Source organism: Enterococcus sp. DIV1639a (genome assembly GCF_050530445.1).
Classification (GTDB): Bacteria; Bacillota; Bacilli; order Lactobacillales; family Enterococcaceae; genus Enterococcus_B; species Enterococcus_B hirae.
Window position 1 is genome coordinate 621,212 of sequence record NZ_CP172886.1, and the last position, 21,795, is coordinate 643,006.

Annotated in this window: 20 protein-coding genes; 17 read left to right on the top strand and 3 right to left on the bottom strand. The window is 37.1% G+C overall.

Annotation, left to right across the window (positions count from 1 at the left end):
• The first annotated feature begins 106 nt into the window (after positions 1–106).
• The 9 genes from IGJ32_RS02830 (at position 107) to IGJ32_RS02870 (ending at position 9,612) form a co-directional block, all read left to right on the top strand.
• On the top strand, positions 107–1,441 hold the full coding sequence (locus tag IGJ32_RS02830; RefSeq protein ID WP_342081599.1) for a PTS sugar transporter subunit IIC: 1,335 nt from the start codon (positions 107–109) through the stop codon (positions 1,439–1,441).
• Between the two features lie 22 nt (positions 1,442–1,463).
• Positions 1,464–2,552 (top strand): DUF871 domain-containing protein, encoded by a 1,089-nt coding sequence (locus tag IGJ32_RS02835; RefSeq protein WP_096709529.1) that lies wholly within the window; start codon positions 1,464–1,466, stop codon positions 2,550–2,552.
• 8 nt (positions 2,553–2,560) lie between these two features.
• Positions 2,561–3,673 (top strand): amidohydrolase/deacetylase family metallohydrolase, encoded by a 1,113-nt coding sequence (locus tag IGJ32_RS02840; RefSeq protein WP_178306146.1) that lies wholly within the window; start codon positions 2,561–2,563, stop codon positions 3,671–3,673.
• Positions 3,657–4,763, top strand: coding sequence for a DgaE family pyridoxal phosphate-dependent ammonia lyase (locus tag IGJ32_RS02845; RefSeq protein ID WP_342081598.1), 1,107 nt, complete (start codon positions 3,657–3,659; stop codon positions 4,761–4,763). The genes IGJ32_RS02840 and IGJ32_RS02845 overlap by 17 nt, the downstream gene beginning before the upstream one ends.
• A gap of 20 nt (positions 4,764–4,783) precedes the next feature.
• Positions 4,784–5,524, top strand: coding sequence for a 2-dehydro-3-deoxy-phosphogluconate aldolase (gene dagF, locus IGJ32_RS02850; RefSeq protein ID WP_010719929.1), 741 nt, complete (start codon positions 4,784–4,786; stop codon positions 5,522–5,524).
• Between the two features lie 19 nt (positions 5,525–5,543).
• A complete protein-coding gene (locus IGJ32_RS02855; protein WP_373169043.1) occupies positions 5,544–6,548 on the top strand; it encodes a sugar kinase in 1,005 nt (334 codons plus the stop codon).
• 1,321 nt (positions 6,549–7,869) lie between these two features.
• On the top strand, positions 7,870–8,445 hold the full coding sequence (locus IGJ32_RS02860; protein WP_063626655.1) for a TIGR00730 family Rossman fold protein: 576 nt from the start codon (positions 7,870–7,872) through the stop codon (positions 8,443–8,445).
• Entirely contained in the window at positions 8,445–8,885 is a 441-nt protein-coding gene (locus IGJ32_RS02865) for a nucleoside 2-deoxyribosyltransferase (protein ID WP_010719926.1), read from the top strand. The genes IGJ32_RS02860 and IGJ32_RS02865 overlap by 1 nt, the downstream gene beginning before the upstream one ends.
• Positions 8,886–8,907: 22 nt before the next feature.
• Positions 8,908–9,612: a deoxynucleoside kinase gene (locus IGJ32_RS02870; RefSeq protein WP_010719925.1), complete on the top strand. Its 705-nt coding sequence runs from the start codon at positions 8,908–8,910 to the stop codon at positions 9,610–9,612.
• 228 nt (positions 9,613–9,840) lie between these two features.
• Here IGJ32_RS02870 and IGJ32_RS02875 read toward each other — a convergent pair whose 3' ends face one another.
• On the bottom strand, positions 9,841–10,023 hold the full coding sequence (locus IGJ32_RS02875; protein ID WP_010719924.1) for a hypothetical protein: 183 nt from the start codon (positions 10,021–10,023) through the stop codon (positions 9,841–9,843).
• 250 nt (positions 10,024–10,273) lie between these two features.
• Positions 10,274–10,699, bottom strand: a complete 426-nt coding sequence (locus IGJ32_RS02880; protein WP_010719923.1) for a hypothetical protein — start codon at positions 10,697–10,699, stop codon at positions 10,274–10,276.
• A gap of 397 nt (positions 10,700–11,096) precedes the next feature.
• On the opposite strand from IGJ32_RS02880, the gene IGJ32_RS02885 reads away from it, so the two are divergent.
• The 8 genes from IGJ32_RS02885 (at position 11,097) to IGJ32_RS02920 (ending at position 21,420) form a co-directional block, all read left to right on the top strand.
• On the top strand, positions 11,097–12,494 hold the full coding sequence (locus IGJ32_RS02885) for a glycoside hydrolase family 1 protein (RefSeq protein WP_178286698.1): 1,398 nt from the start codon (positions 11,097–11,099) through the stop codon (positions 12,492–12,494).
• Between the two features lie 366 nt (positions 12,495–12,860).
• On the top strand, positions 12,861–13,937 hold the full coding sequence (locus IGJ32_RS02890; protein WP_207414615.1) for an ABC transporter ATP-binding protein: 1,077 nt from the start codon (positions 12,861–12,863) through the stop codon (positions 13,935–13,937).
• Entirely contained in the window at positions 13,937–14,824 is an 888-nt protein-coding gene (locus IGJ32_RS02895) for a carbohydrate ABC transporter permease (RefSeq protein WP_010719920.1), read from the top strand. Before IGJ32_RS02890 ends, IGJ32_RS02895 begins: the two co-directional genes overlap by 1 nt.
• Entirely contained in the window at positions 14,821–15,639 is an 819-nt protein-coding gene (locus tag IGJ32_RS02900) for a carbohydrate ABC transporter permease (protein WP_178286694.1), read from the top strand. Before IGJ32_RS02895 ends, IGJ32_RS02900 begins: the two co-directional genes overlap by 4 nt.
• Positions 15,623–16,921 carry an MBL fold metallo-hydrolase gene (locus IGJ32_RS02905; RefSeq protein WP_081127816.1) on the top strand — a complete coding sequence of 433 codons (1,299 nt, stop codon included), beginning with the start codon at positions 15,623–15,625 and terminating at the stop codon, positions 16,919–16,921. Before IGJ32_RS02900 ends, IGJ32_RS02905 begins: the two co-directional genes overlap by 17 nt.
• A 24-nt stretch (positions 16,922–16,945) precedes the next feature.
• Positions 16,946–18,226: an extracellular solute-binding protein gene (locus tag IGJ32_RS02910; RefSeq protein ID WP_342081596.1), complete on the top strand. Its 1,281-nt coding sequence runs from the start codon at positions 16,946–16,948 to the stop codon at positions 18,224–18,226.
• A 602-nt stretch (positions 18,227–18,828) separates the two neighbouring features.
• Positions 18,829–20,379, top strand: coding sequence for a bifunctional metallophosphatase/5'-nucleotidase (locus tag IGJ32_RS02915; protein ID WP_342081595.1), 1,551 nt, complete (start codon positions 18,829–18,831; stop codon positions 20,377–20,379).
• Between the two features lie 405 nt (positions 20,380–20,784).
• Positions 20,785–21,420: a hypothetical protein gene (locus IGJ32_RS02920; RefSeq protein WP_053765869.1), complete on the top strand. Its 636-nt coding sequence runs from the start codon at positions 20,785–20,787 to the stop codon at positions 21,418–21,420.
• 63 nt (positions 21,421–21,483) lie between these two features.
• On the opposite strand, the gene IGJ32_RS02925 is transcribed toward IGJ32_RS02920, so the two are convergent.
• The gene (locus tag IGJ32_RS02925) at positions 21,484–21,699 is read right to left on the bottom strand and encodes a hypothetical protein (RefSeq protein WP_342081594.1); all 216 of its coding nucleotides are present in this window, start codon (positions 21,697–21,699) and stop codon (positions 21,484–21,486) included.
• Positions 21,700–21,795: the final 96 nt, after the last annotated feature.

Genomic DNA, 21,795 nt, shown 5'->3' on the forward strand with positions numbered 1-21,795 from the left:
AGAGTAGAAAAATTTTTACTATTTATAGAAATCGTTTACAAAGTTAGCATAATATGGTACGATCACTTTGATAAACATTATAATGTTATAAAAGGAGAGAGCGGTAATGGATAAGTTTGTAGGATTGATTGAACAAAAGATTATGCCAGTAGCTAACCGAATTGGAACACAGAGGCACATGACGGCAATTAGAAAAGGAATTATTGCAACGATGCCACTAACGATCGTCGGTTCATTTTTTACGATTTTACTGAACATTCCGATTGAATCTGTGGCAGCAGTGATCGAACCCTATCGGCAAATTTTGGATATTCCTTTTCGTTATACGATAGGGATTTTGGCATTATACGCAACATTTGGGATTGCTTCATCATTAGCAAAAAGTTATAAAGTTGATTCCTTGACGGCTGGTATATTAGCATTGATGTCTTTTCTGATCGTGGCAGCACCACCGACACAGGTATTAGAAGACTTGGAAGGAATCACAGCAGGACGTTATATCAATATTGCGAATCTAGGATCAGGTTCATTATTTGGTGCCATTGTTACAGCAATTATTTCTGTCGAGATTTATCGTTTCTTCATTGAAAAGAAAATTACAATCAAGATGCCTGATGGGGTGCCACCAGAAGTGACAAACTCTTTTGTTGCATTGATTCCTGGAGCGGTGATTTTGATTTTCTTCTGGGTGATCCGACATATGCTTGGTTTTGATCTGAATGGGTTTTTAAGTGAGTTATTGATGCCGCTAAAAGGCATACTTGCAGGGAATAGTTTGTTTGGTGGTTTATTAACAGTCTTCTTGATTTGTTTTTTCTGGGTTCTTGGGATTCATGGACCAGCCATTATGGGACCAGTGATTCGCCCATTTTGGGATATTTCGATTGCTGAAAACATTGATGCTTTCAACGCTGGTGCGAATGCTCATAATATGCCGAATATTTTTACAGAACAGTTTTTACAGTGGTACGTGTGGATTGGTGGCGCAGGAACAACCTTGGCTTTAGTGGTTTTATTCATGTTCTCCAAATCAAAATATTTAAAGAGTTTAGGTCGATTATCGATTTTACCAGGACTATTCAACATCAATGAACCAATGATCTTCGGGGCACCGATTGTAATGAACCCGGTATTAGGGATTCCGTTCATTCTTGCACCGTTAGTAACGACTACTTTGTCATATGTCTTAACGGTTAGTGGTCTCATCCCAATGATGACGGCTCGGTTACCATTTGCTATTCCTTCGCCAATCGCCGCTTGGATGAGTACAAACTGGAGCGTAGCAGCTGGCGTGTTAGTTATTGCTAACTTCCTGATCACATTGGCTATTTATTATCCGTTCTTCAAAGTATTCGAAAAACAACAACTGGCTCGTGAAGCAGAAGAACAAGCGCAAGAAGAAGCACCAATAGTGACGGGCGTTACCGAGGAACAAGCATAATAAAAAATGGAGGTTAGTGGCTATGAAACGTGCACTAGGGATTTCACTTTACCCAGATCATAGTGATCCAATCAAAGATCAAGAATATTTGCAATTAGCACAACGTTATGGGTTTACCCGTATTTTTATGAGTATGTTAGAAGTAACGGAAGATCCTCTGATTGTAAAACAAAAGTTTCAAAAATTGATTCATTTTGCGAAAGAATTGGGATTTGAAACGATTTTAGATGTTGCTCCCAACATTTTTGAACAGTTGGACATTTCGTATGACGACTTAAGTTTTTTCCACGAAACTGGTGCAGATGGAATCCGTCTTGATTTAGGATTTGACGGCGGAAAAGAAGCTTTGCTGTCATATAATCCTTATCATTTAGCGATTGAGTTGAATATGAGTAATGATGTTGCTTATTTGGATAATATTTTGTCTCATCAAGCAAATAAACCCTTTCTCTATGGGTGTCATAATTTTTATCCTCAAGAAGGAACAGGCTTACCTTACCGATTTTTTGAGTCTTGCAGCCAACGATTTAAAAAACAAGGGTTACGAACGGCTGCTTTTGTTTCTTCTCAGGTGGGAACAATCGGACCGTGGGATATCAATGATGGGTTGACTACGTTAGAGATGCACCGTCATTTACCGGTCCATGTAGCAGCAAAACATTTGTTTGCTACTGGGTTGATCGATGATGTCATTATTGGAAATGCCTACGCATCTGAAGAAGAGCTGCGTATGTTAGGGGAAATGGATCGCTATCAAACAGTATTTACGATCGAGTGGCAGACAGCTACTCATGAAGTAGAACGACAAATTGTACTAGGAGAACAACATGTTCGTCGAGGAGATATCACTGAACAGGTTATTCGTTCCACTGAAGTTCGAAAAAAATATAAAAATGCAGAAAATGAAGCTCATGATAACGAAAATGAATTTCAAGTCGGTGATGTAGTCATTGGAAATGATACATTTGGCAAATACAAAAATGAACTTCAAATTGTTTTAGAACCACATCGGGATGCAAGGAAAAATAAAGTTGGTGCAATTGTACCAGAAGAACATCTCTTACTAGATTTTATCCACCCATGGTCGAAGTTCAAATTTATAGAAAAGTAGGCGTTGTGATGTTCGATTTAGTGATCAGAAATGCTCGTAGATTAACTGGCGAAACAATGGATATTGGGATCAATGATGGAAAAATCCAGAAAATCGCAACAAGTATCCCAGAAAAAGGAAAAACAGAACAAACGTTGCAGCCAGGGCACTATCTTTCTGCTGGCTGGATCGATGACCATGTCCATTGTTTTGAGGAAATGACTTTATATTATGATTACCCAGACCAGATTGGTGTGAGTAAAGGGGTAACAACAGTTATCGATGCAGGAACAACAGGTGCCGAAAATATCCATCAATTTTATGAACGAGCAAAAAAAGCTAAAACCAATGTGTATGCCTTGTTGAATATTTCAAAGTGGGGCATCGTAGAACAAGATGAATTAGCTGATTTATCCAAGATACAAGCGAATTTGGTCAAAGAAAAATTGACTGAATTTCCAGAATTTATCGTGGGAATCAAAGCCAGAATGAGCAAAACCGTGGTTGGGAATAATGGATTGACACCGCTGGAATGGGCGAAAAAAATTCAAAAAGAGAATCATCAAATTCCTTTGATGGTGCATATTGGCTCTGCCCCACCACATTTAGAAGAAATTTTGCAGCTCCTGGAAAAAGGCGATATCTTGACCCATTGTTTTAATGGGAAAGATAACGGGATTATGGAGAAAGAAACTCATCAGATTAAACCGTTTGTCAAAGATGCCTTAGCCAAAGGGGTGATTTTCGATATTGGTCATGGCACCGACAGTTTTAATTTTGAGGTGGCAAAAGCAGCCTATGACCAAGGAATCAAAGCGGACTCTATTAGCACGGATATCTATATTCGTAATCGAAAGAACGGCCCCGTTTACGATTTAGCGACAACGATGGAAAAATTGCATTTTATCGGCTATTCCTGGTCAGAAATTTTAGAAAAGGTAACTTGTGTGCCGGCTAAAAATTTCCATTTAGGAACGAAAGGTCAGATAGAAGTAGGTTTTGATGCGGATTTTACAATATTTGAATTTGTTGACCAAGAAAAGACGATTACTGACTCGAATGGACAACAGCAAGTGATCGATCAACAAATCAAACCAGTTAGCGTAGTTATTGGGGGAAAGAGTTATGAGTGTAAGTTATGATAAATTCAATTTAAAAGAAGTGATCAATGCTTCAGGCCGGATGACGATTTTAGGTGTTTCCAAAGTATCGGAATCTGTTTTGGCAGCGCAACGCTTTGGCGGCGAACATTTTTTTGAAATGTCAGACCTGAGTGAAAAAACGGGTGCTTATCTGGCGAATCTCTTGGCAGTTGAGGATGTTCAGATCGTTTCTTGTGCTTCTGCTGGTATTGTTCAAGCAGTGGCAGCGGTTATTGGCAAAGGAAGTCTAACTCATGTTTATCATCCTTATTCAACAACTATCAAGAAAAAGGAAATTATTTTACCCAAAGGACACAATGTTGATTACGGCACATCCGTTGAATTAATGATTCAACAAGGTGGGGGGCAAGTAATCGAGGCAGGTTATGCCAATATGTGTAGCACTGAACATCTTGAAAGCTGTATCACTGAAAATACCGCAGCGATTCTTTATGTCAAAAGTCACCATACGGTTCAAAAAAGTATGTTGTCAGTAGAAGAAGCAGTAGCAGTTGCTCAAAAACATGAAATCCCGTTGATTGTTGATGCAGCAGCAGAAGAGGATTTATTCAAATACACTAAACTAGGAGCGGACCTAGTGATCTATTCGGGTGCAAAGGCGATCGAAGGTCCAAGTGCAGGAATGGTGATTGGAAAGAATCCTTATATACCATGGGTGCGATTACAGTCAAAAGGGATCGGTCGTTCGATGAAAATCGGTAAAGAGAATATTTTAGGGTTTACTCAAGCGGTCACCGATTATCTTGAACATGGCAGTGAATCTGGTGAGTCAATGAAGCGCCGTTTACAACCATTTGTTGAAGAGTTGAATCACATTGATCATTTGTCAGCAACTATTGTTCAAGATCCAGCTGGTCGAGAGATTTATCGAGCGAGTGTTAAAATCAGTGATCGTTCTGCACATTCAGTTATTCAGGCACTAAAAGAAAAAAATCCAGCAGTCTATACACGAGATTATCAAGCGAATCATGGTATCATTGAATTTGACATACGTTCGGTCAATCAAGAAGAAATGAAAAAAATCATTGTTCGCCTGCAAGAAATCATGAATGAAACAAAATTATCTTGAGTGAAAAAGGAGAGAAAAAAATGTCACGAATTCCTAACTATTTACACGATCAAGTTTGTTTGAATGTTTTAGCTAATTCTGTTGAAAATGCGGTGGAGTGTTATGAAGCAGCTGAAGGACATATTTTGTTAGGGGTGCTTTCAAAAAACTATGAAACAGACGAAGCAGCTATTGCTGACATGAAAAAGTATCAAGCAGCAACGAATAATGCGCTATCAGTTGGCTTGGGAGCAGGTGATCCAAACCAGAGTCAAATGGTGACTCGTTTGGCAAAAGTCTTGCAACCACAACATGTGAACCAAGTATTTACTGGAGTGGGTGCTTCACGAGCTGTGTTAGGTCAAAATGAAACAGTGGTCAATGGATTAGTTTCACCAACAGGTAAAGAAGGGTATGTCAATATTGCAACCGGTCCTTTAAGTTCTCAAGGTACAGCAGGCGTAGTCACGATTGAAACAGCGATTCGCTTACTGCAAGATATGGGAGGAACATCAATCAAGTATTTTCCAATGAAAGGGTTAGCACATCAAAAAGAGTATGAGGCGGTAGCGCAAGCTTGTGCCACTTATGATTTTGCATTAGAACCAACAGGAGGAATTGATTTAACCAACTTTGAAGAGATCCTTCAAATCGCTGTCGATGCCAAGGTGAAAAAGATTATTCCTCATGTCTACAGCTCGATTATTGACCCTGAAACGGGCAATACGAAGCCAGAGGATGTCCGGACATTACTACAAATCATGAAAAAAGTTGTCAGCTAAGATGAAAAAAGGTGAGAAAATGAAATTTGGGGCATTCGGAGAAGTGATGTTGCGATTGACACCTCCAGAACACTTGATGCTAGAACAAACCCATACATTAAGACTGGCATATACCGGAACAGGTGTGAATCTAGTTGGTAATCTAGCCCATTTTGATATGGAGAGTTATCTATTGACGGCTCTGCCCGATAATCGCTTAGGCAGTGCTGCGTTAGCTAACTTAAAAAGTATCGGTGTTGAAACGAAGTATGTAATCCAACAAGAACAACATATCGGTACCTATTTCGCAGAAATGGGGTATGGTGTTCGTCCTACTGAAGTTACTTACCAAAATCGAAAACATAGTTCTTTTGGATTGTCTCAAGAAAATGACTATGAATTACAGTCGTTTATTGAAACAGTAGATCTTGTGCATATTTGCGGGATCAGTTTGAGTTTGTCTGATCAGTGTGCCGAAACAGCGATTTCTCTTGCCAAGAAAGCTCATGCTCAGGGAAAAAAAGTATGTTTTGATTTCAACTTTCGGCCAACATTGAACCAGGAACAAGATCAAAGAAACATCTTGAAACAACGCTATGAGGAAATTTTACCTTATTGTACGATTTTATTTGGCTCGATCCGTGATTTGACGGAATTATTAGAATGGCGAACAAGCGATTCAACGAAAAATCCTATCGCCTATATCCAATCCTTTTTAGCTTATTATGACATCGAATGGTTTGCTGGTACGAAACGAACCAGCCATGAAGGAAGAAAACAATTAAAAGGATATTTGATCACCGTCACAGAAGACGTTGAAACACCTTTTTACGAGTTATTTGTTTTAGACCGAATTGGTGCAGGGGATGCTTTTGCGGCTGGGATATTATTAGGATATGCGGAAAACTGGTCATTGACTAGAACCGTCGAGTTTGCAACAGGAAATGCTCGTTTGGCTCATGCAATCCAAGGAGATGTTCCGCTCACAACTAGAAAACAGGTTCAACAATTACTAGATGCGCCAGATGTCGATTTGATTCGCTAAGAAATAGTCTTGCGATGAGTGGACGAAATAAAATGCATCGGAGCGTTAAGAAAGTCTTGAAACGGGAATCAGTGTTTCGAGACTTTTTGACATCATTTTAAATATTAAAAGTTAGCTTTTAGTAGATAGTGGATCAGCCAAGAGTTGAATAAGCTGATGGTAAAAATCCAGAAACGATTGGATAGACTTGCAAATGTAGCGGTCGTTTTAGATCGCTAACTTTCTCTGTTGTTTTTAGGGTCTAAAAGAAGGAGAAATATTTTTGACAAAAATCTGGGAGAAAAACAGTACAGTTTTTTGTAGGTTTTCGTTTTCTCTTGACTACCACGTAAGCGATCAGTATTATAAGGAACAGATAGAAACAGCCAAATAAAAAAAGGCACCTCCATTTCTAGTGGCAGCCAGAAACAGAGGTCTTGAAAAAGTCAACCACATTGACCAATCAAGTTTGCCATAGTCAATGGAAACCATCAACTTCGTTTATTGTATCGAATCTTAAAGGAGAAATCTACCTTTTTTGATGAGAAAAATAGATGAACTACATGTGTTTTATTTACTGTGCCATAAATGGATTGGATACGATGTGTCCAGTCCATTTTTTTATCCAAAAACATACACCTGAGGATAACGAGTAAAATGAAGATAGCAAGTGCAACAAATAGGGGAGAGTTTACTTGGGCGAGTAAAGTGTGTCAATGTTGGTTTTGGCTTTTTCAAGGAACATAAAAAAGCACATGTTTTAGAATAAAAGCATTTGGCTGTTTCTATCGTTTTTCAAGATCAGAACAATAATTGAGTGAGCCGTCGTACCATGAGATAAAACCGATATATTGAAGGAATGTAGATTCTCTTTCAAGTATTGGCTTATTTTTTTGCTATTAGATAAAAAGTTGGTCTTTCTTATTGGTTGTCAAAATGTGATGAATATCAGAAAATAGAACAATTCAAGAAAACATTTGATTGGGGAGTTCATGTACATAAAATTTTTAGCGAAACATTTACAGATAATGAAACATAACAATTATTTTATCAAATTTTTTTCGAGAAAAGAATGATGCTAGATTCTCGTTAAATGAGTGAATGTTATTGTCAGAACACGATGAAAGCAAGCTTTCTTAATTAAGAAAGTCGTTTCAAATTTAAACATTTATGTTATTTAATATTTTTTTAAAATAAAAAAGATTAAAAAAGTTTTCGCCAACAAACACTAGATATAGTGTTTGTTTTCTTATATACCACTAAAAAATCACAAAATCTAGTCTTTTATTTTAAAAAAACAAGTGTAAAATGAAGTTAGACTTTTGAGTTGGGATGTGTTTTTTTGAAACTAACAGTTTTTTGTGGCTCCCGTTTTGGTAATAAAGAAAGCTATAAATTTATTGCCCAAACGTTAGGAAAATATATGGCTCAAGAAGAGATTGAGCTGGTTTATGGTGGATCAGAATCGGGTATCATGGGAGTTTTCAGTCAGACTTTACTAGAAAACAATGGGAAAGTCACTGGTATCTATCCAACAGGGCTTTTTGATTCTGAGTTACCGAATACAAATGTAACAACTTTTATTCCTACCGAGACAATCGACGAACGAAAAGTATTGTTATTTGAACAAGGAGATGCTGTTTTGATCTTTCCTGGAGGATTGGGAACCTTAGAAGAGTTTTCTCAACTTTTATCTTGGATGGCCATTGATTTAACAGCGAAGAAACCAATTGGTATTTTAGATATCGGAGGATATTATGAAGGTTTAAAGACGTTATTAGAAACGTTTGCCAAAGAAGAATTTATGGATGCCAAATGGCTGGATTACGTCTTTTTTTCAAATAACCCATTAGAACTAGTCGATTTATTACGCGCAGAAGTAAGTGAAACACAACAATTATTAGAGGAGGCAAATTAATGAGTCAAATTTATTTAGCAGGTCCATTCTTTTCAGAGGAGCAAGTTGAGCGTGTTGCTCGTATCGAAAAAGCATTAGAAGAAAATCCAACGGTGACTGGTTTTTATTCGCCAAGACATCATCAAGAAAGTAATTATGAAATGTTTAGTGCAGGTTGGGCACAAGAAGTTTATGAAAAAGATATGGCAGAACTAACAGCAGCTGATTACGTAGTAGCTATTTTAGATTATGAACATCAAATCATTGATCCAGGGACAGCTTATGAATTAGGGGCAGCAACAATGATGAAAAAACCAATGATTGTTTTCCAAGAAGAGACTGTTCCAACTAATTTGATGATTACTCAAAGTTTGCATACTTATTTAAAAACAGTTGACGAAGTACGTGACTACGATTTTAAAACATTACCAGTAACGAAATACGTAGGCGAGTACTTATAGAAATAGAAAGAGGAAGGATTGCATGTCAGTGATATTAATTTCAGGAACGATTGGTGCAGGAAAAAGCAGTTTGACAGATATGCTTGCGAAAGAAATCGACTCAAAACCATTTTATGAAAGTGTTGAGGACAATGAAGTGTTACCACTTTTTTATTCAAATCCAGAACAGTATGCTTTTTTATTGCAAATTTTCTTTTTGAATAAACGATTTTTAGCGATGAAAAATGCTTTAGTGGATGATGATAACGTGTTAGACCGTTCGATCTATGAAGATAGCCTGCTATTTCATTTAAATGCAGATCTAGGTCGAGTGACCGATATTGAAGTGCAACAATATGATAATTTATTGGATACGATGCTTAACGAGTTAGACGATGTTGCTCCTAAGAAACGTCCAGACTTGATGGTTCATATCAAAGTGTCCTTGGATACAATGTTGGATCGCATCAAAAAACGGGGTCGTGATTATGAACAGCTGGAAAGTGATGAGACACTTTATGACTATTATCGCTCTTTAAACCAACGGTATGATCAATGGTATGAAGATTTTGATGTTTGTCCGAAGATTCAAATCGATGGTGACCGCTTCGATTTTGTTGAAAAGCCAGAACATGCAAAAGAGGTCATTGAACAAATCCAACAAAAATTAGCAGAATTAAGCGATGTAGAGGCAGGGAAATACTTTACTGAGAATCAACATGCAAAAGGACAAGGACTGGGTCAGTAAACAGTCATAATGTTCCATTTTAAAAAGATGATGACATCGTTCATTTTAAGAAACAAGCTGGAAAACCTCCAAGATAGTTGAAACGATTTGGCGGTTTTCCAGCTTGTTTTTGGCTAAGTGAAGAAGATAGTAAAAATAGGTCAAAAGATTTGAACATGTCTTTTGACCTCTTCAAATCTTTTGACCTATTGGTATCCTGCCATACTTATACAAAATAAGGCCGAGACTTTATTTAACAGTTAAAACATCCGCATGTCTTTCTTTCGTATAGGATTCAAATGACTTAAATGAATCTTTTACAGTTTTATGACAGTGATCGCAAATACTTAAGCTTCCTTGATCACTAAATTCGGTATGAATATTTTTACTGGTTGTACAAGTACAATAATCATGACTATCAAATATACTCATTTTTTTCTCCTTTATCACATTGTGCTTACCCAATATACCAGAAAGAAATGGCAGAAACAAAAAAATTAAGAGAAATTAACAATTTCTCTTAATTCCGGTTAATTCCTAGCGAGTGAGCCATGTCAGCTCTCGTTTTTTTGTACGAAGTGACAAGAAAACAGCCAGAACAGTTGCAAGTTTTTTCAAAAATAAAAGCTGTTCTAAAAGTTTTTCCTTTACTGATCAAGTCAAGTCGGTCTTTTTAGGTCTTTTACAAACTATAAATATTTCCGTCCTGATCTTCGATTCGGTAGTTTCCGATCTTTTTGAAGGTAACGGATACTTCTTTACCATCTTCTTTACCAGAGATGGTATAAGTGTCTGCTTCGGTCTTGATCTTGATATCATTGAGTACTGTTTTTTCTTGAGAAGTACTTGCGGTATCTTTTTCAGTTCCTGTATAGGTACGTGTCCATTCCATTTTATGATCGCTAAAAATGATTTGCCCACTGACTAAATTCATGTCTTTGCGGACTTTTAATGAATAGTTACTGTTACTGATATCCTCTTTTTCAGCTTGTAGAGTCGATGAATCTGTCGTTTGGTCTGCTGAGTTACCAGATCCACCGAATAGGCTGCATCCTGATAAAGTAAAACAGCTGACAAGCGAAAGAACCATGATGACTAATTTCTTCAAAATATTTCCTCCATTGTATGATACAGCTTTAACTACAAACGGTGTGAATCCGCTAGTCAACCAAGTTGGCTGGGTTTCTGTCGTTGCGTTTACTGTGACTAATAAATTAGTATAGCTTCTATTATAAGATTTAGGAATACTAGCTTTTGTCTATTCCATTGAAAAAAGGTATTTATGTCTCTTCTATTCAATCTCATTTCTTTACAGATGTCAACTCCCCTTCAAAAGGACTGGTTTGCTCAGTACAGCAAATGAAGTAGGGGTGTACGAAGTCGTTTCAATTAAATAAAACGTTTGCTAAATTAACTTGTAACTGGTGTAAACGTTTGCTATATTGAGTAGGGAACAAGTATTATTTAGCAAATAAACTGAACTCTTTAATAGAAGGTGTGAGTGGATGACAAATTATCAATTTCCAAGTAATTTTTGGTGGGGATCAGCCGCAAGTGGCCCGCAAACAGAAGGTCGTGTTGCTGGCGATGGTAAAGGAGAGAATATTTTTGATTATTGGTTTAGCCAAGAACCAGAAAAGTTCTTTGATCAAGTAGGTCCTGAAAAGACATCACAAGTGTACACGAAGTATAAAGAAGACGTTCAATTAATGAAACAAACTGGACACAATAGTTTTCGTACTTCGATCCAATGGAGTCGCCTGATTCCTGAAGGGACTGGCGAAGTGAATCAACAAGCTGTTGATTTTTACCATGCGTATTTCGATGAATTGATCGCTAATGGCATTGAACCATTTGTGAATTTATATCATTTTGATATGCCGATGCCTTTGCAAGAAAAAGGCGGATGGCTTAATCGGGAAACGGTTGAAGCGTATGAAAGGTATGCTAAGATTTGTTTTGAATTATTTGGGACGAAAATCAAAAAATGGTTTACCCATAATGAACCAATCGTGCCAGTTGAAGCTGGGTATCTTTACCGTTGGCATTACCCGGAAGAGTCCGATATGAAAAAGGCGATCCAAGTAGGCTATCATGAAGCGCTGGCTTCTGCATTAGCCGTCAAAGCGTATCATTCCATGGCATTAGATGGCTCAATCGGAATCATTTTGAATCTAACACCAAGCTATCCTCGGGATGAAAACAACCCAGAAGATGTCAAAGCAGCTAAATTAGCTGATGCCTTTTTTAATCGTTCGTTTCTTGATCCAGCAGTTAAAGGTGAGTTCCCACCAGAATTGATCGCCATTGTGAAAGAATTAGACATGGTACCAGCGATGCAAGAAGATGACTTAGCGATCATTAAAGAAAATACCATTGACTTATTAGGAATCAATTATTACCAACCAAGAAGAGTCAAAGCAAAAGAAACACCGATTGATCATGAAAATGGACCAATGCCAGAAGATTATTTTGATAATTATGAAATGCCAAATCGTAAAATGAATCCTTATCGTGGTTGGGAAATTTATGAAAAGGGAATTTATGATATCTTAATCAATGTTCGAGACCATTATGGTAATATTGACTGTTTCATTTCTGAAAACGGTATGGGTGTTGAAAATGAAGCACGTTTTATCGAAGAAGATGGGATGATCCACGATGATTATCGCATTGAATTTGTCCAAGAACATCTAAAATATGTTCACCAAGCAATCGAAGAAGGTGCTAATTGCTTGGGGTATCATATGTGGACGTGTATGGATAACTGGTCGTGGACCAATGCTTACAAAAATCGTTATGGATTTATTTCCGTTGATTTAGCGAATGATGGTAAACGGACAATCAAAAAATCTGGTCACTGGTTTAAAAAACTATCTGATACCAACCAATTTACAATATAAAAAAGTCAACGTTCCTCTTGCTCCGTTTAATAAACGGTCAAGAGGAATATTTTTGTTTGTTTGAAAAATTAGAATACAATGAAAACGCTTTTGAATGTATATAAATAAAGAATGTTATTTGATATCTTTATAAAGTAAGTATGCTTTTTAAGTGATTTTTTTAGTTTTTATCAATTGTAACCGTTTCTATATGATTAAAATACGAACGTTATCTTTTTTTGGAGGAAGTGTGAGCAGATGGTTTTCTTTTCAAGATATTTACACAGAATTAAATCAATCTACACATAGAAGCGTTAGCATTGATTATAAGGTAGAAATTATTAACACCTGTAAAAAGAAATTTTATTACGTGAGGGGCTATGAAAAATGATTGAGGTTATCAATCTGAAGAAAGTATTCGATAATGGGTTTGAAGCACTGAAGTCTGTTGATTTTCAAATCGAAAAAGGGGATTTGGTTTGTTTGCTTGGCCCTAGTGGTTGTGGAAAATCAACGATTTTGAATTTGATTGCGGGGTTATTAAGCCCTAGTCATGGGGACATTCGTTTTAGTGGAGAGTCGGTGGTACGAACGGAACCGAAAGATCGGAATATTGGTTTTGTATTTCAAAATTATGCTTTATACCCGCATATGACTGTGGTTGAGAATATTATGTTTCCATTGACGGTTGGCGAAAATAAAATCAAAAAAGCGGAAGCTAAAAAAATATCACAGGAATATATGAAACTAACGAATATCGAAGAACTCCAAGATAAAAAACCAGGGACTTTATCAGGTGGACAACAACAACGTGTGGCTATTACACGAGCCTTAGTCCAGAAACCAGAAGTTTTATTATTAGACGAGCCCTTAAGTAATTTGGATGCACGCTTGCGATTAAAGATACGAGAAGAAATCCGTCGTTTGGTAAAAGAAGTTGGAATCACTACGATTTTTGTGACGCATGATCAAGAAGAAGCACTTTCGATTAGTGACAAAATCATTTTACTGAATGAAGGTGTGATTCAACAAAATGATATTCCGCAGAATTTATACTTAGACCCGGCTAACCTTTTTGTTGCCAATTTTATCGGTAACCCGATCATCAATACGTTACCGGTCGAGGTCAATGTTCGTGAAGGGAAAATCAGCCATACGGATTTTCAAATTCCTCTGACGAAACTGGAATCCGCTCAATTAAGAAAACCATTAGTGGATGGAAAATATATCTTAGGGATTCGACCAGAAGACGTTTTTCCAACGACTAACGGATTGTTCGAAGTACAAGTTTCTGGAGTTGAATTGATCGGACGTGAACAGATTTTGAATTTTTCGCTCGCTGCGAAACGTCTGAAATCGATCGTTAGTATTGAAAAGCTCATCGAGGAAGATACGGTACTCTCTTTTGATTTTCAGTACCATAAAATGTTTCTTTTCAATGAAGAAGGGGAGCGGGTGTACTAATGTTCAAAAAAGCATATGATCCAGAAAATCAACCGAAAGCTTGGTTCTTCTTACTGCCATCATTGGTCATTATTGTTTTGTTCAGTATCTATCCGTTGTTCCGTTCACTAGCGATGAGCTTTCAAAAAGGCTCCTTAATCAATCAACAATTTGCAGGAATTGAGAATTATCAGCGTGTGTTGTCAGACCCAGTCTTTATCAAAGCATTAAGAAACACCGCATTGTTTGCTTTTACAGTTGTTCCTATTTCATTGCTCCTTTCACTGGGAATCGCTTGGGTGATCTTTGAAAAAGTGAAACATAAGACTTTTTTTGAAACGATTTTTTTCATGCCTTATGTAACAAGTACGATTGCTATCGGGATCGTCTTTCGCTATTTTTTCAACGGGTCTTATGGGCTCATTAATTATTTGCTGAATTTTTTAGGATTTGAATCAATCAATTGGTTAGATAATGTTTCGATGAGTATGACAACGTTGATTATCTTTGGGGTTTGGACCAGTCTCGCATTCAATATCATTATCTTATTGGCTGGTTTAAGAAATATTGACGAAGAGCATTATAAAATTGCTCGAATGTTTGGAGCAGATGCTTGGGAGATTTTTAGTCGGATCACGTTTCCTCAATTGATCCCAACGATCACCTTCTTGTTGACTGTCAATATCATCGGAGCGTTTAAAGTCTATACTCAAGTCTATGCTTTGTTTGGTGGGCAGCCAGGGATCGCCAAAAGTGCTACGACAGCGGTCTTTTATATTTACGATAAATTCCACATCGCTGGTCGACCAGGGATCGCTATGGCGGCGACGGTCATTTTGTTCCTCGTCATTTTACTGATCACATTTATTCAAAATAAATTGTTGAAGAAAGTAGGGAGAAGAGGATGAAAAAAGTTGTTACAGGACTCTCATTGCTATTTATCGGAATTTTAGGGATCGTAACGATTTTTCCATTTATTTATATGATTTTAGCTGGGTTGATGACATATAGTGAGGCAACGAGTATTCCGCCAACCTTACTGCCAACATCATTTCAATGGGGAAATTATACGGAGGTATTTGAAAAAGCACCATTTTTACGTTATTTCTTCAATACCGTCTTTGTTTCGTTAGTAACTACGATCGCTACAGTCATCACATCTGTTTTAGCGGCTTTTGCGTTAACAAGTCTGGAATTTCGTTTTAAAAAATTGATTATCGGGATCATGATCTCATTACTAATGGTTCCTTATGAGTCCATTATTTTTACGAATTATAATACGATTTCACGAATGGGATTACTAAACAGCTATGGTGCATTGATCATTCCTTTCTTGACCAGTATTTTTTATATTTATTATTTGAACGGGTATTTAAAGAGTATTTCCAGTACCTTTTATAAAGCAGCTAAAATCGATGGTGCCAGTGATCTAGAGTATATTTGGAAAATTTTAGTGCCGATGTCTAAACCAGCATTAGTCACGGTGGGTATCTTGACGTTTATTTCAAGTTGGAATTCATTTTTATGGCCACTGCTTGTGACGAACGAGAAAAAATTCCGCCTGTTAAATAATGGTTTAGCTGCTTTTACCTCTGAAAGTGGGAGTGACGTTCATTTACAAATGGCGGCGGCGACGTTAACAGTTATCCCGATTTTGATTATTTATTTGATTTTTAGAAAAGAAATTATACGAGGAGTGGCGAAAAATGGAATCAAAGGATAAAACAGTGATTACTTTCCATAGCGGAATCTTAACGATCGGTGGAACGATCATTGAAGTTGCCTACCGCGATTCACACATCTTTTTTGATTTTGGCACAGAGTACCGTCCAGAATTAGACTTAGCTGATGAATCTTTAAATACATTGCTTGAACATCGATTGATTCCTGACTTGAATGGATTATATGATCCAAGGCTGTTTGATCAAGTACAGCACATACAAGCAGGAGAAAGAGAGCCGTATCAGCATACAGCCGTTTTCTTATCTCACGCTCATTTGGATCATTCAAAAATGATCAATTATCTTGATCCAGCAATTCCTTTATACACTTTAAATGAAACGAAGCAAATCTTACATTCCCTTCATCGAAACAACGATTTCTTGATTCCTTCTCCTTTTGAAAAAGAAGGGTTTGTACGTGAAATGAATGGATTATCTCCTTATGAAACTGTCCAGATTGGAGAAATCAGTGTGGAGATTCTACCAGTCGATCATGATGCTTATGGTGCAGCTGCTTTACTAATCAAAACGCCTGACCGATTCTTGACTTACACTGGTGACTTGCGTCTTCATGGATATGACCGGCAAATGACAGAAACGTTTTGTCAAAAATCATTTCAGACTGACTTATTGATGATGGAAGGTGTCAGCATCAGTTTTCCTGACCGAGAAATAAGCGAACAAACGCCAATTGCTACGGAAGAAGAGCTAGTTCAGCGCTTTTGTGAACTGGTCGATCAATATCCTAATCGTCAAATTACTTTCAATGGGTACCCAGCAAACCTTAAACGCTTTGAAATGCTGGTGAAACAATCCCCGCGAACGATGGTTTTAGAAGCGAATATGGCTGCATTAATGAAAGAAGTTCTAGGAATGGATGTGCCCTATTACTATTTAACGGATAGTCCAGTCATTCCGATTCTTCAGTCAGAATTAGAATATCCCTACGAAGTTTTACGCAACGATGAAACAACTTTTGTTTGGCAAGTCGTTGATAATATAGAAAACTTGCAAGGAGGAGGTTTATACATTCATAGTGATGCCCAACCATTGGGAGATTTTGATCCACAATATGCTGTCTTTTTAAAGATTTTAGCTGAAAAGCAAGTTGAATTTGTTCGATTATCGCTGTCTGGACACGCATTTCCAGCTGATTTAGCTGAAATCATCGACAAGATACAACCAAAAGTGTTAGTGCCGATCCATACGTTAAAACCCGAGAAATTAGTCAATCCTTATGGAGAAAGAATTTTGCCAAAACGTGGCGAACAAATTATTTTATAAGAGAAAAGGGAGAGTAAAAAGAAGATGAAAATGAAAAAATGGGCTTCTGTGTTTGTGGCTGCAGCAGCAGTATTTGCGTTAAGTGCTTGTGGAAAGAATGAAAAGGTAGATAGTTCAAGTGAGGATATCGTAACAGAAATCAATGAAAAGACAACGATCAACTTTTGGCATGCGATGAATGGTGCGCAAGAAGAAGCATTAACTAAACTTACAGATGACTTCATGAAAGAAAATCCTAATATCAAGGTAGAGTTGCAAAATCAATCGCAATATTCGGATCTTCAAGCAAAAATCAATTCGACATTACCTTCACCTAAGGATCTGCCGACAATCACTCAAGCTTATCCAGGATGGCTATGGAATGCCGCTCAAGATGAGATGTTGGTTGATTTAGACCCTTATATCGAAAATGATACGATTGGCTGGAAGGATCAGGAAGAAATCCGTGATTCATTATTAGAAAGTGCTAAAATTGATGACAAGCAATATGGTATCCCTTTTAACAAATCAACGGAAATGCTTTTCTACAATGCAGATCTATTAAAACAATATAACGTTGAAGTGCCGACGACACTAGCAGAATTAAAAGAAGCTTCAAAAACGATCTATGAAAAATCAGATGGGCAAGTGGTGGGTGCTGGGTTTGATTCATTGAATAACTACTATGCGATCGGTATGAAAAATCAAGGTGTTGATTTTGACAAAGACTTAGCTTTAGATGGGAAAGAATCACAAAAAGTGATCGATTACTATGCTGAGGGCGTCAAAGATGGTTATTTCCGAATTGCTGGATCGGATAAGTACTTGTCAGGTCCTTTTGCAAATGAACAAGTGGCAATGTTTGTTGGCTCGATTGCTGGAGAAGGTTATGTGAAAAAAGATACTGAAGGAAAATTTGAGTATGGCGTTGCGCCACGTCCTGAAAAAATCAATTTGCAACAAGGAACGGATATCTATATGTTCAGTAGTGCCAGTGCTGAAAAACGCACAGCTGCTTTTGAATATATGAAATTTTTAGCGCAACCGGAAAACCAACTGTATTGGGCAAATATGACTGGTTATATGCCAATCGTTGAATCGGTTCTTGAAAGTGATGAATACAAGAATTCTACAGAAACAAAAGTACCACAATATTTAGAAGCAGCTACTTCTGATCTATTCTCGATCCCTGTGATTGAAAACGCAGATCCTGCTTATAATGAGGTACGTTCGATCATGGAAAACATTTTATCGAATACGAATCAAGATACGAAGAAACTGATAAAAGATTCCGTTCCTCAATTGGAAGATGCTTGGAATCAATAAACAATCGAACGAAAGAACGTTAAGAACGTTAGCTTGTTTGCTTTAGGCGGTTGTGACAAAAGTGTTTAACATCAAGAAATAAGAAGGAGTTTCCGAAATTTTCTTCTCAAATTTTGGGTCAATTTCGGCTTATTTTTCGAAGATGCTGCTTTTGTCTCGCTGTGAACAAGAGGCTGTGAGAGAAGCGTTTAGCTCTGAGCGAATAAGAGAGGATTTTTTAAAATAGTTCCTCATATTTTAGAAAATCATCGCTTATTGTTGAGGAGTTGCTTCTTGAGCGCCGTTTAGCAAGAGGTCGTGAAAACATCGGTTAGCTCTGATGACAATAAGAAAGAATTTTTTGAAACAGCTTCTCATGTTTTGAAAAATTCAGGCTTATTTCAAGGAGCTGATGTTTGAACGCCGTTTAAAGCAAGAGGCTGTGAAAGAAGCGTTCAACTCCGAGCGAATAAGAGAGGATTTTTTAAAATAGCTCCTCATATTTTAGAAAATCATCGCTTATTGTTGAGGAGTTGCTTCTTGAACACCGTTTATTCGTTTTTAGAGAGACTAAAAGAGACTGAGGCAAGTTTTGGTTCAGTCTCATGAAATGGGAGACAAGTATGAAAATAACATTGTTAGCAACTAGTGACGTCCATGGATATATCTATCCAACGAACTATGCGACGGATCAAGAACAACCTTATGGCTATGCAAAAATTGCCAGTAGAATCAAACAAATCAGAGAAACTAGCCCAGACCCTCTTTATGTCATTGATAACGGTGACTTCATTCAGGGGTCACCTTTTAGTTACTACTTAGCAAAACAACAAGATCACCACGTCTCAGAATTAACGAATGTCTTAAATGAAATGGATGTGGATGCTAGTATATTAGGAAATCATGAATTTAATTATGGCTTATCTTACTTAGAACAAGCTATCGCTAGTTATCATCATCCTGTCTTATCTGCTAATATTTTAACGAGCAAAGGCGATCCTTATTTTGGACAGCCCTATGTGATGATTGAAAAACAAGGGATCAAAGTGGCGATTTTAGGGTTGACCACGCAATATATCCCCCATTGGGAACAACCTGAAACAATTAAAGACCTACAATTTGTTTCTGCAGTTGAAGCAGCGAAACAGTATGTACCTAAACTTAGAGAATTAGCAGATGTAGTGGTTGTAGCTTATCATGGTGGATTCGAGAAAGATTTAGAGACTGGCGAACCCACTGAAGCGTTGACTGGCGAAAATGAAGGCTTCCAACTACTCCAAGAAGTAGCTGGGATGGATGCGTTGATTACTGGGCACCAACATCGAGTGATTGCTGCGAAGGTAAATGGTGTGCCGATTATCCAACCGGGCTATCGTGGCGAATTTTTAGGTAAAATCGAATTATCCTTGGAAAGAACAGTTAATGGCTATCGTGTTTCGGACGGAAAAGCAGAACTGATTTCCTTAGTAACTGACGAGGCAGATGAAGACATTCTTTCACTTGTTCAAAAAACAGAAAATGAATTGCAAACATGGCTTGATCAACCGGTGGGAGAGGTACAAGGAGACATGAAAATCACTGATCCGATGCAAGCACGAATCGTGGAACATCCTTATATTGAGTTTATTAATCGGGTGCAAATGGCTGCCAGCGGAGTATCGATTTCTGGAACGGCTCTGTTCAACAATGAAGGTCAAGGATTCAATGAAACTATTACAATGAGAGAAATTATTACCAATTATATTTATCCTAATACTTTAGCAGTTCTTAAAATTACAGGGCAGGATCTAAGAGATGCCTTAGAACAAACAGCAAACTTCTTGGCAATAGAATCAGGCGAGATCGTATTTAATCCTGCGTTCATTGAACCTAAACCACAGTATTATAATTATGACATGTATGAGGGCATTGATTATGAAATCGATTTACGTCAACCAGTAGGGCAAAGGATCACTAAATTAGCCAGAGCAGGCAAACCGATCCATCCTGAGGAAGAGCTGGAAGTAGTCATGAATCAGTACAGAGCGGTCGGTGGTGGGAATTATCACATGTTTTCTGCCGATAAAATCATTCGTGAAATCCAAATCGATATGACTGAACTGATTGCTGATTATTTAAGAAAACATCAACAAATTCATGCTGAAGTAAATCATAACTTTCGGGTAATCAAGTAAACAAGGGGGACAGAAATTAGTGAAATCTGTCTATTCAAGTCTATTCAAGAAAAGAGCAAGCCAAAACGAAGGTAAATAAATTGAAGCATGCAATTAACAAAATTGTTTATCAAAACTAATCCAAAAGGTAATTGTTGTAAATGATTAACAGTCTCAAATGTTGTAAGTTTCAGGTTATTTTCAATGTACTTATAACGTTTTTTTGGTGAAAGTATGATCTTAGAAACGTTCTAAATTTGCTTTACTATAAATTTAGTTACAACCTTTTTTATAAAACGATCCATCAGTATGGGTTATTTATAAAAAAATTTTCGTTATTTAATATCTTTTTTTACTTTTTTGTCTTTACTCTTCATTTTTTGTATATAATGGAATAGGCAAATTTGAATGGGAGTGGAGAAAGGTATGAGAAAAAAACGTCCTTTTCTTCTCTTTTGGTTAGTTGGTTTTTTCTTACTGCTTTTTTTATCAGCCGCAGTTTCAGGAAAAATGACAGCAGATATCGCTCAACTAGAAACAGAAAAAATCATTGCAAGTAAAGAATCAGTAGATAAATTTAAAAAAGAATTTTCTACTTATTGGTGGAAGGATTACAAGATAGTAGCCAACTATGATAAGGGAGAATTAGAGCTTTATTTGCCAAAAGACAAGGAAAGTAATCAGTTTATCAATATTGATGATGTCTTAAGTGCTATTTCGTTAAGACAATATCAATTCAACGATAAACATTTGACCGTCTTACTTTTAACCAATGACGGAGAAAAACTAGCTCGATTAAAGAACGGAAAAGTAATAACCAGCTATTCAGATAAGGTGAATCGTGAGGTTGTTAGTACCCGTCTGAAAGATTGGATAAAAATGAATAAAGAAGTCAAAGAAAATTCTGATACGACTCAGGTTGAGCCAACTCAGGAAAGTTCTTCTGAACGTTCGGAAACAATTCAAAGTACGACCCAAAGTAAGTCCAAGACGCAATCGAGTCGTACAACTAAAAATAGCACAAAAAACAGCAAAGCAAGTCAGCAACAGAAGGCAAAGTAACACGAGTATTTTAGTAAGAGTACGCAAACTGTGAAATAGATGGGGCAACACGTCTTTTCCAGCTCAAGTACTGAGAGGTGCATGATAGTCATTCGTTTGAAATGATGAAAGTTCATTTGTTTTTACTAAGTTACTGTTTTCTGCTGAATCTTTGACTGATTGTTCTTGCTTCATTCGATAACTAGAACTATTGTAGTTCAGGTTGACCAAAACAAAAACAGCTAACAAAAACTCCTCAGGATGGACATATTTAGTCCGAGGGGTTCTTTTTTTTGGCATAGATATCCATAATTGCTCCCTTCATTTCTAAAAAAAATCTTAAAATAACCCTTTTTTTAGGAAATTTTCATTTTTTAGGAGCAGAATAAAAAAAAA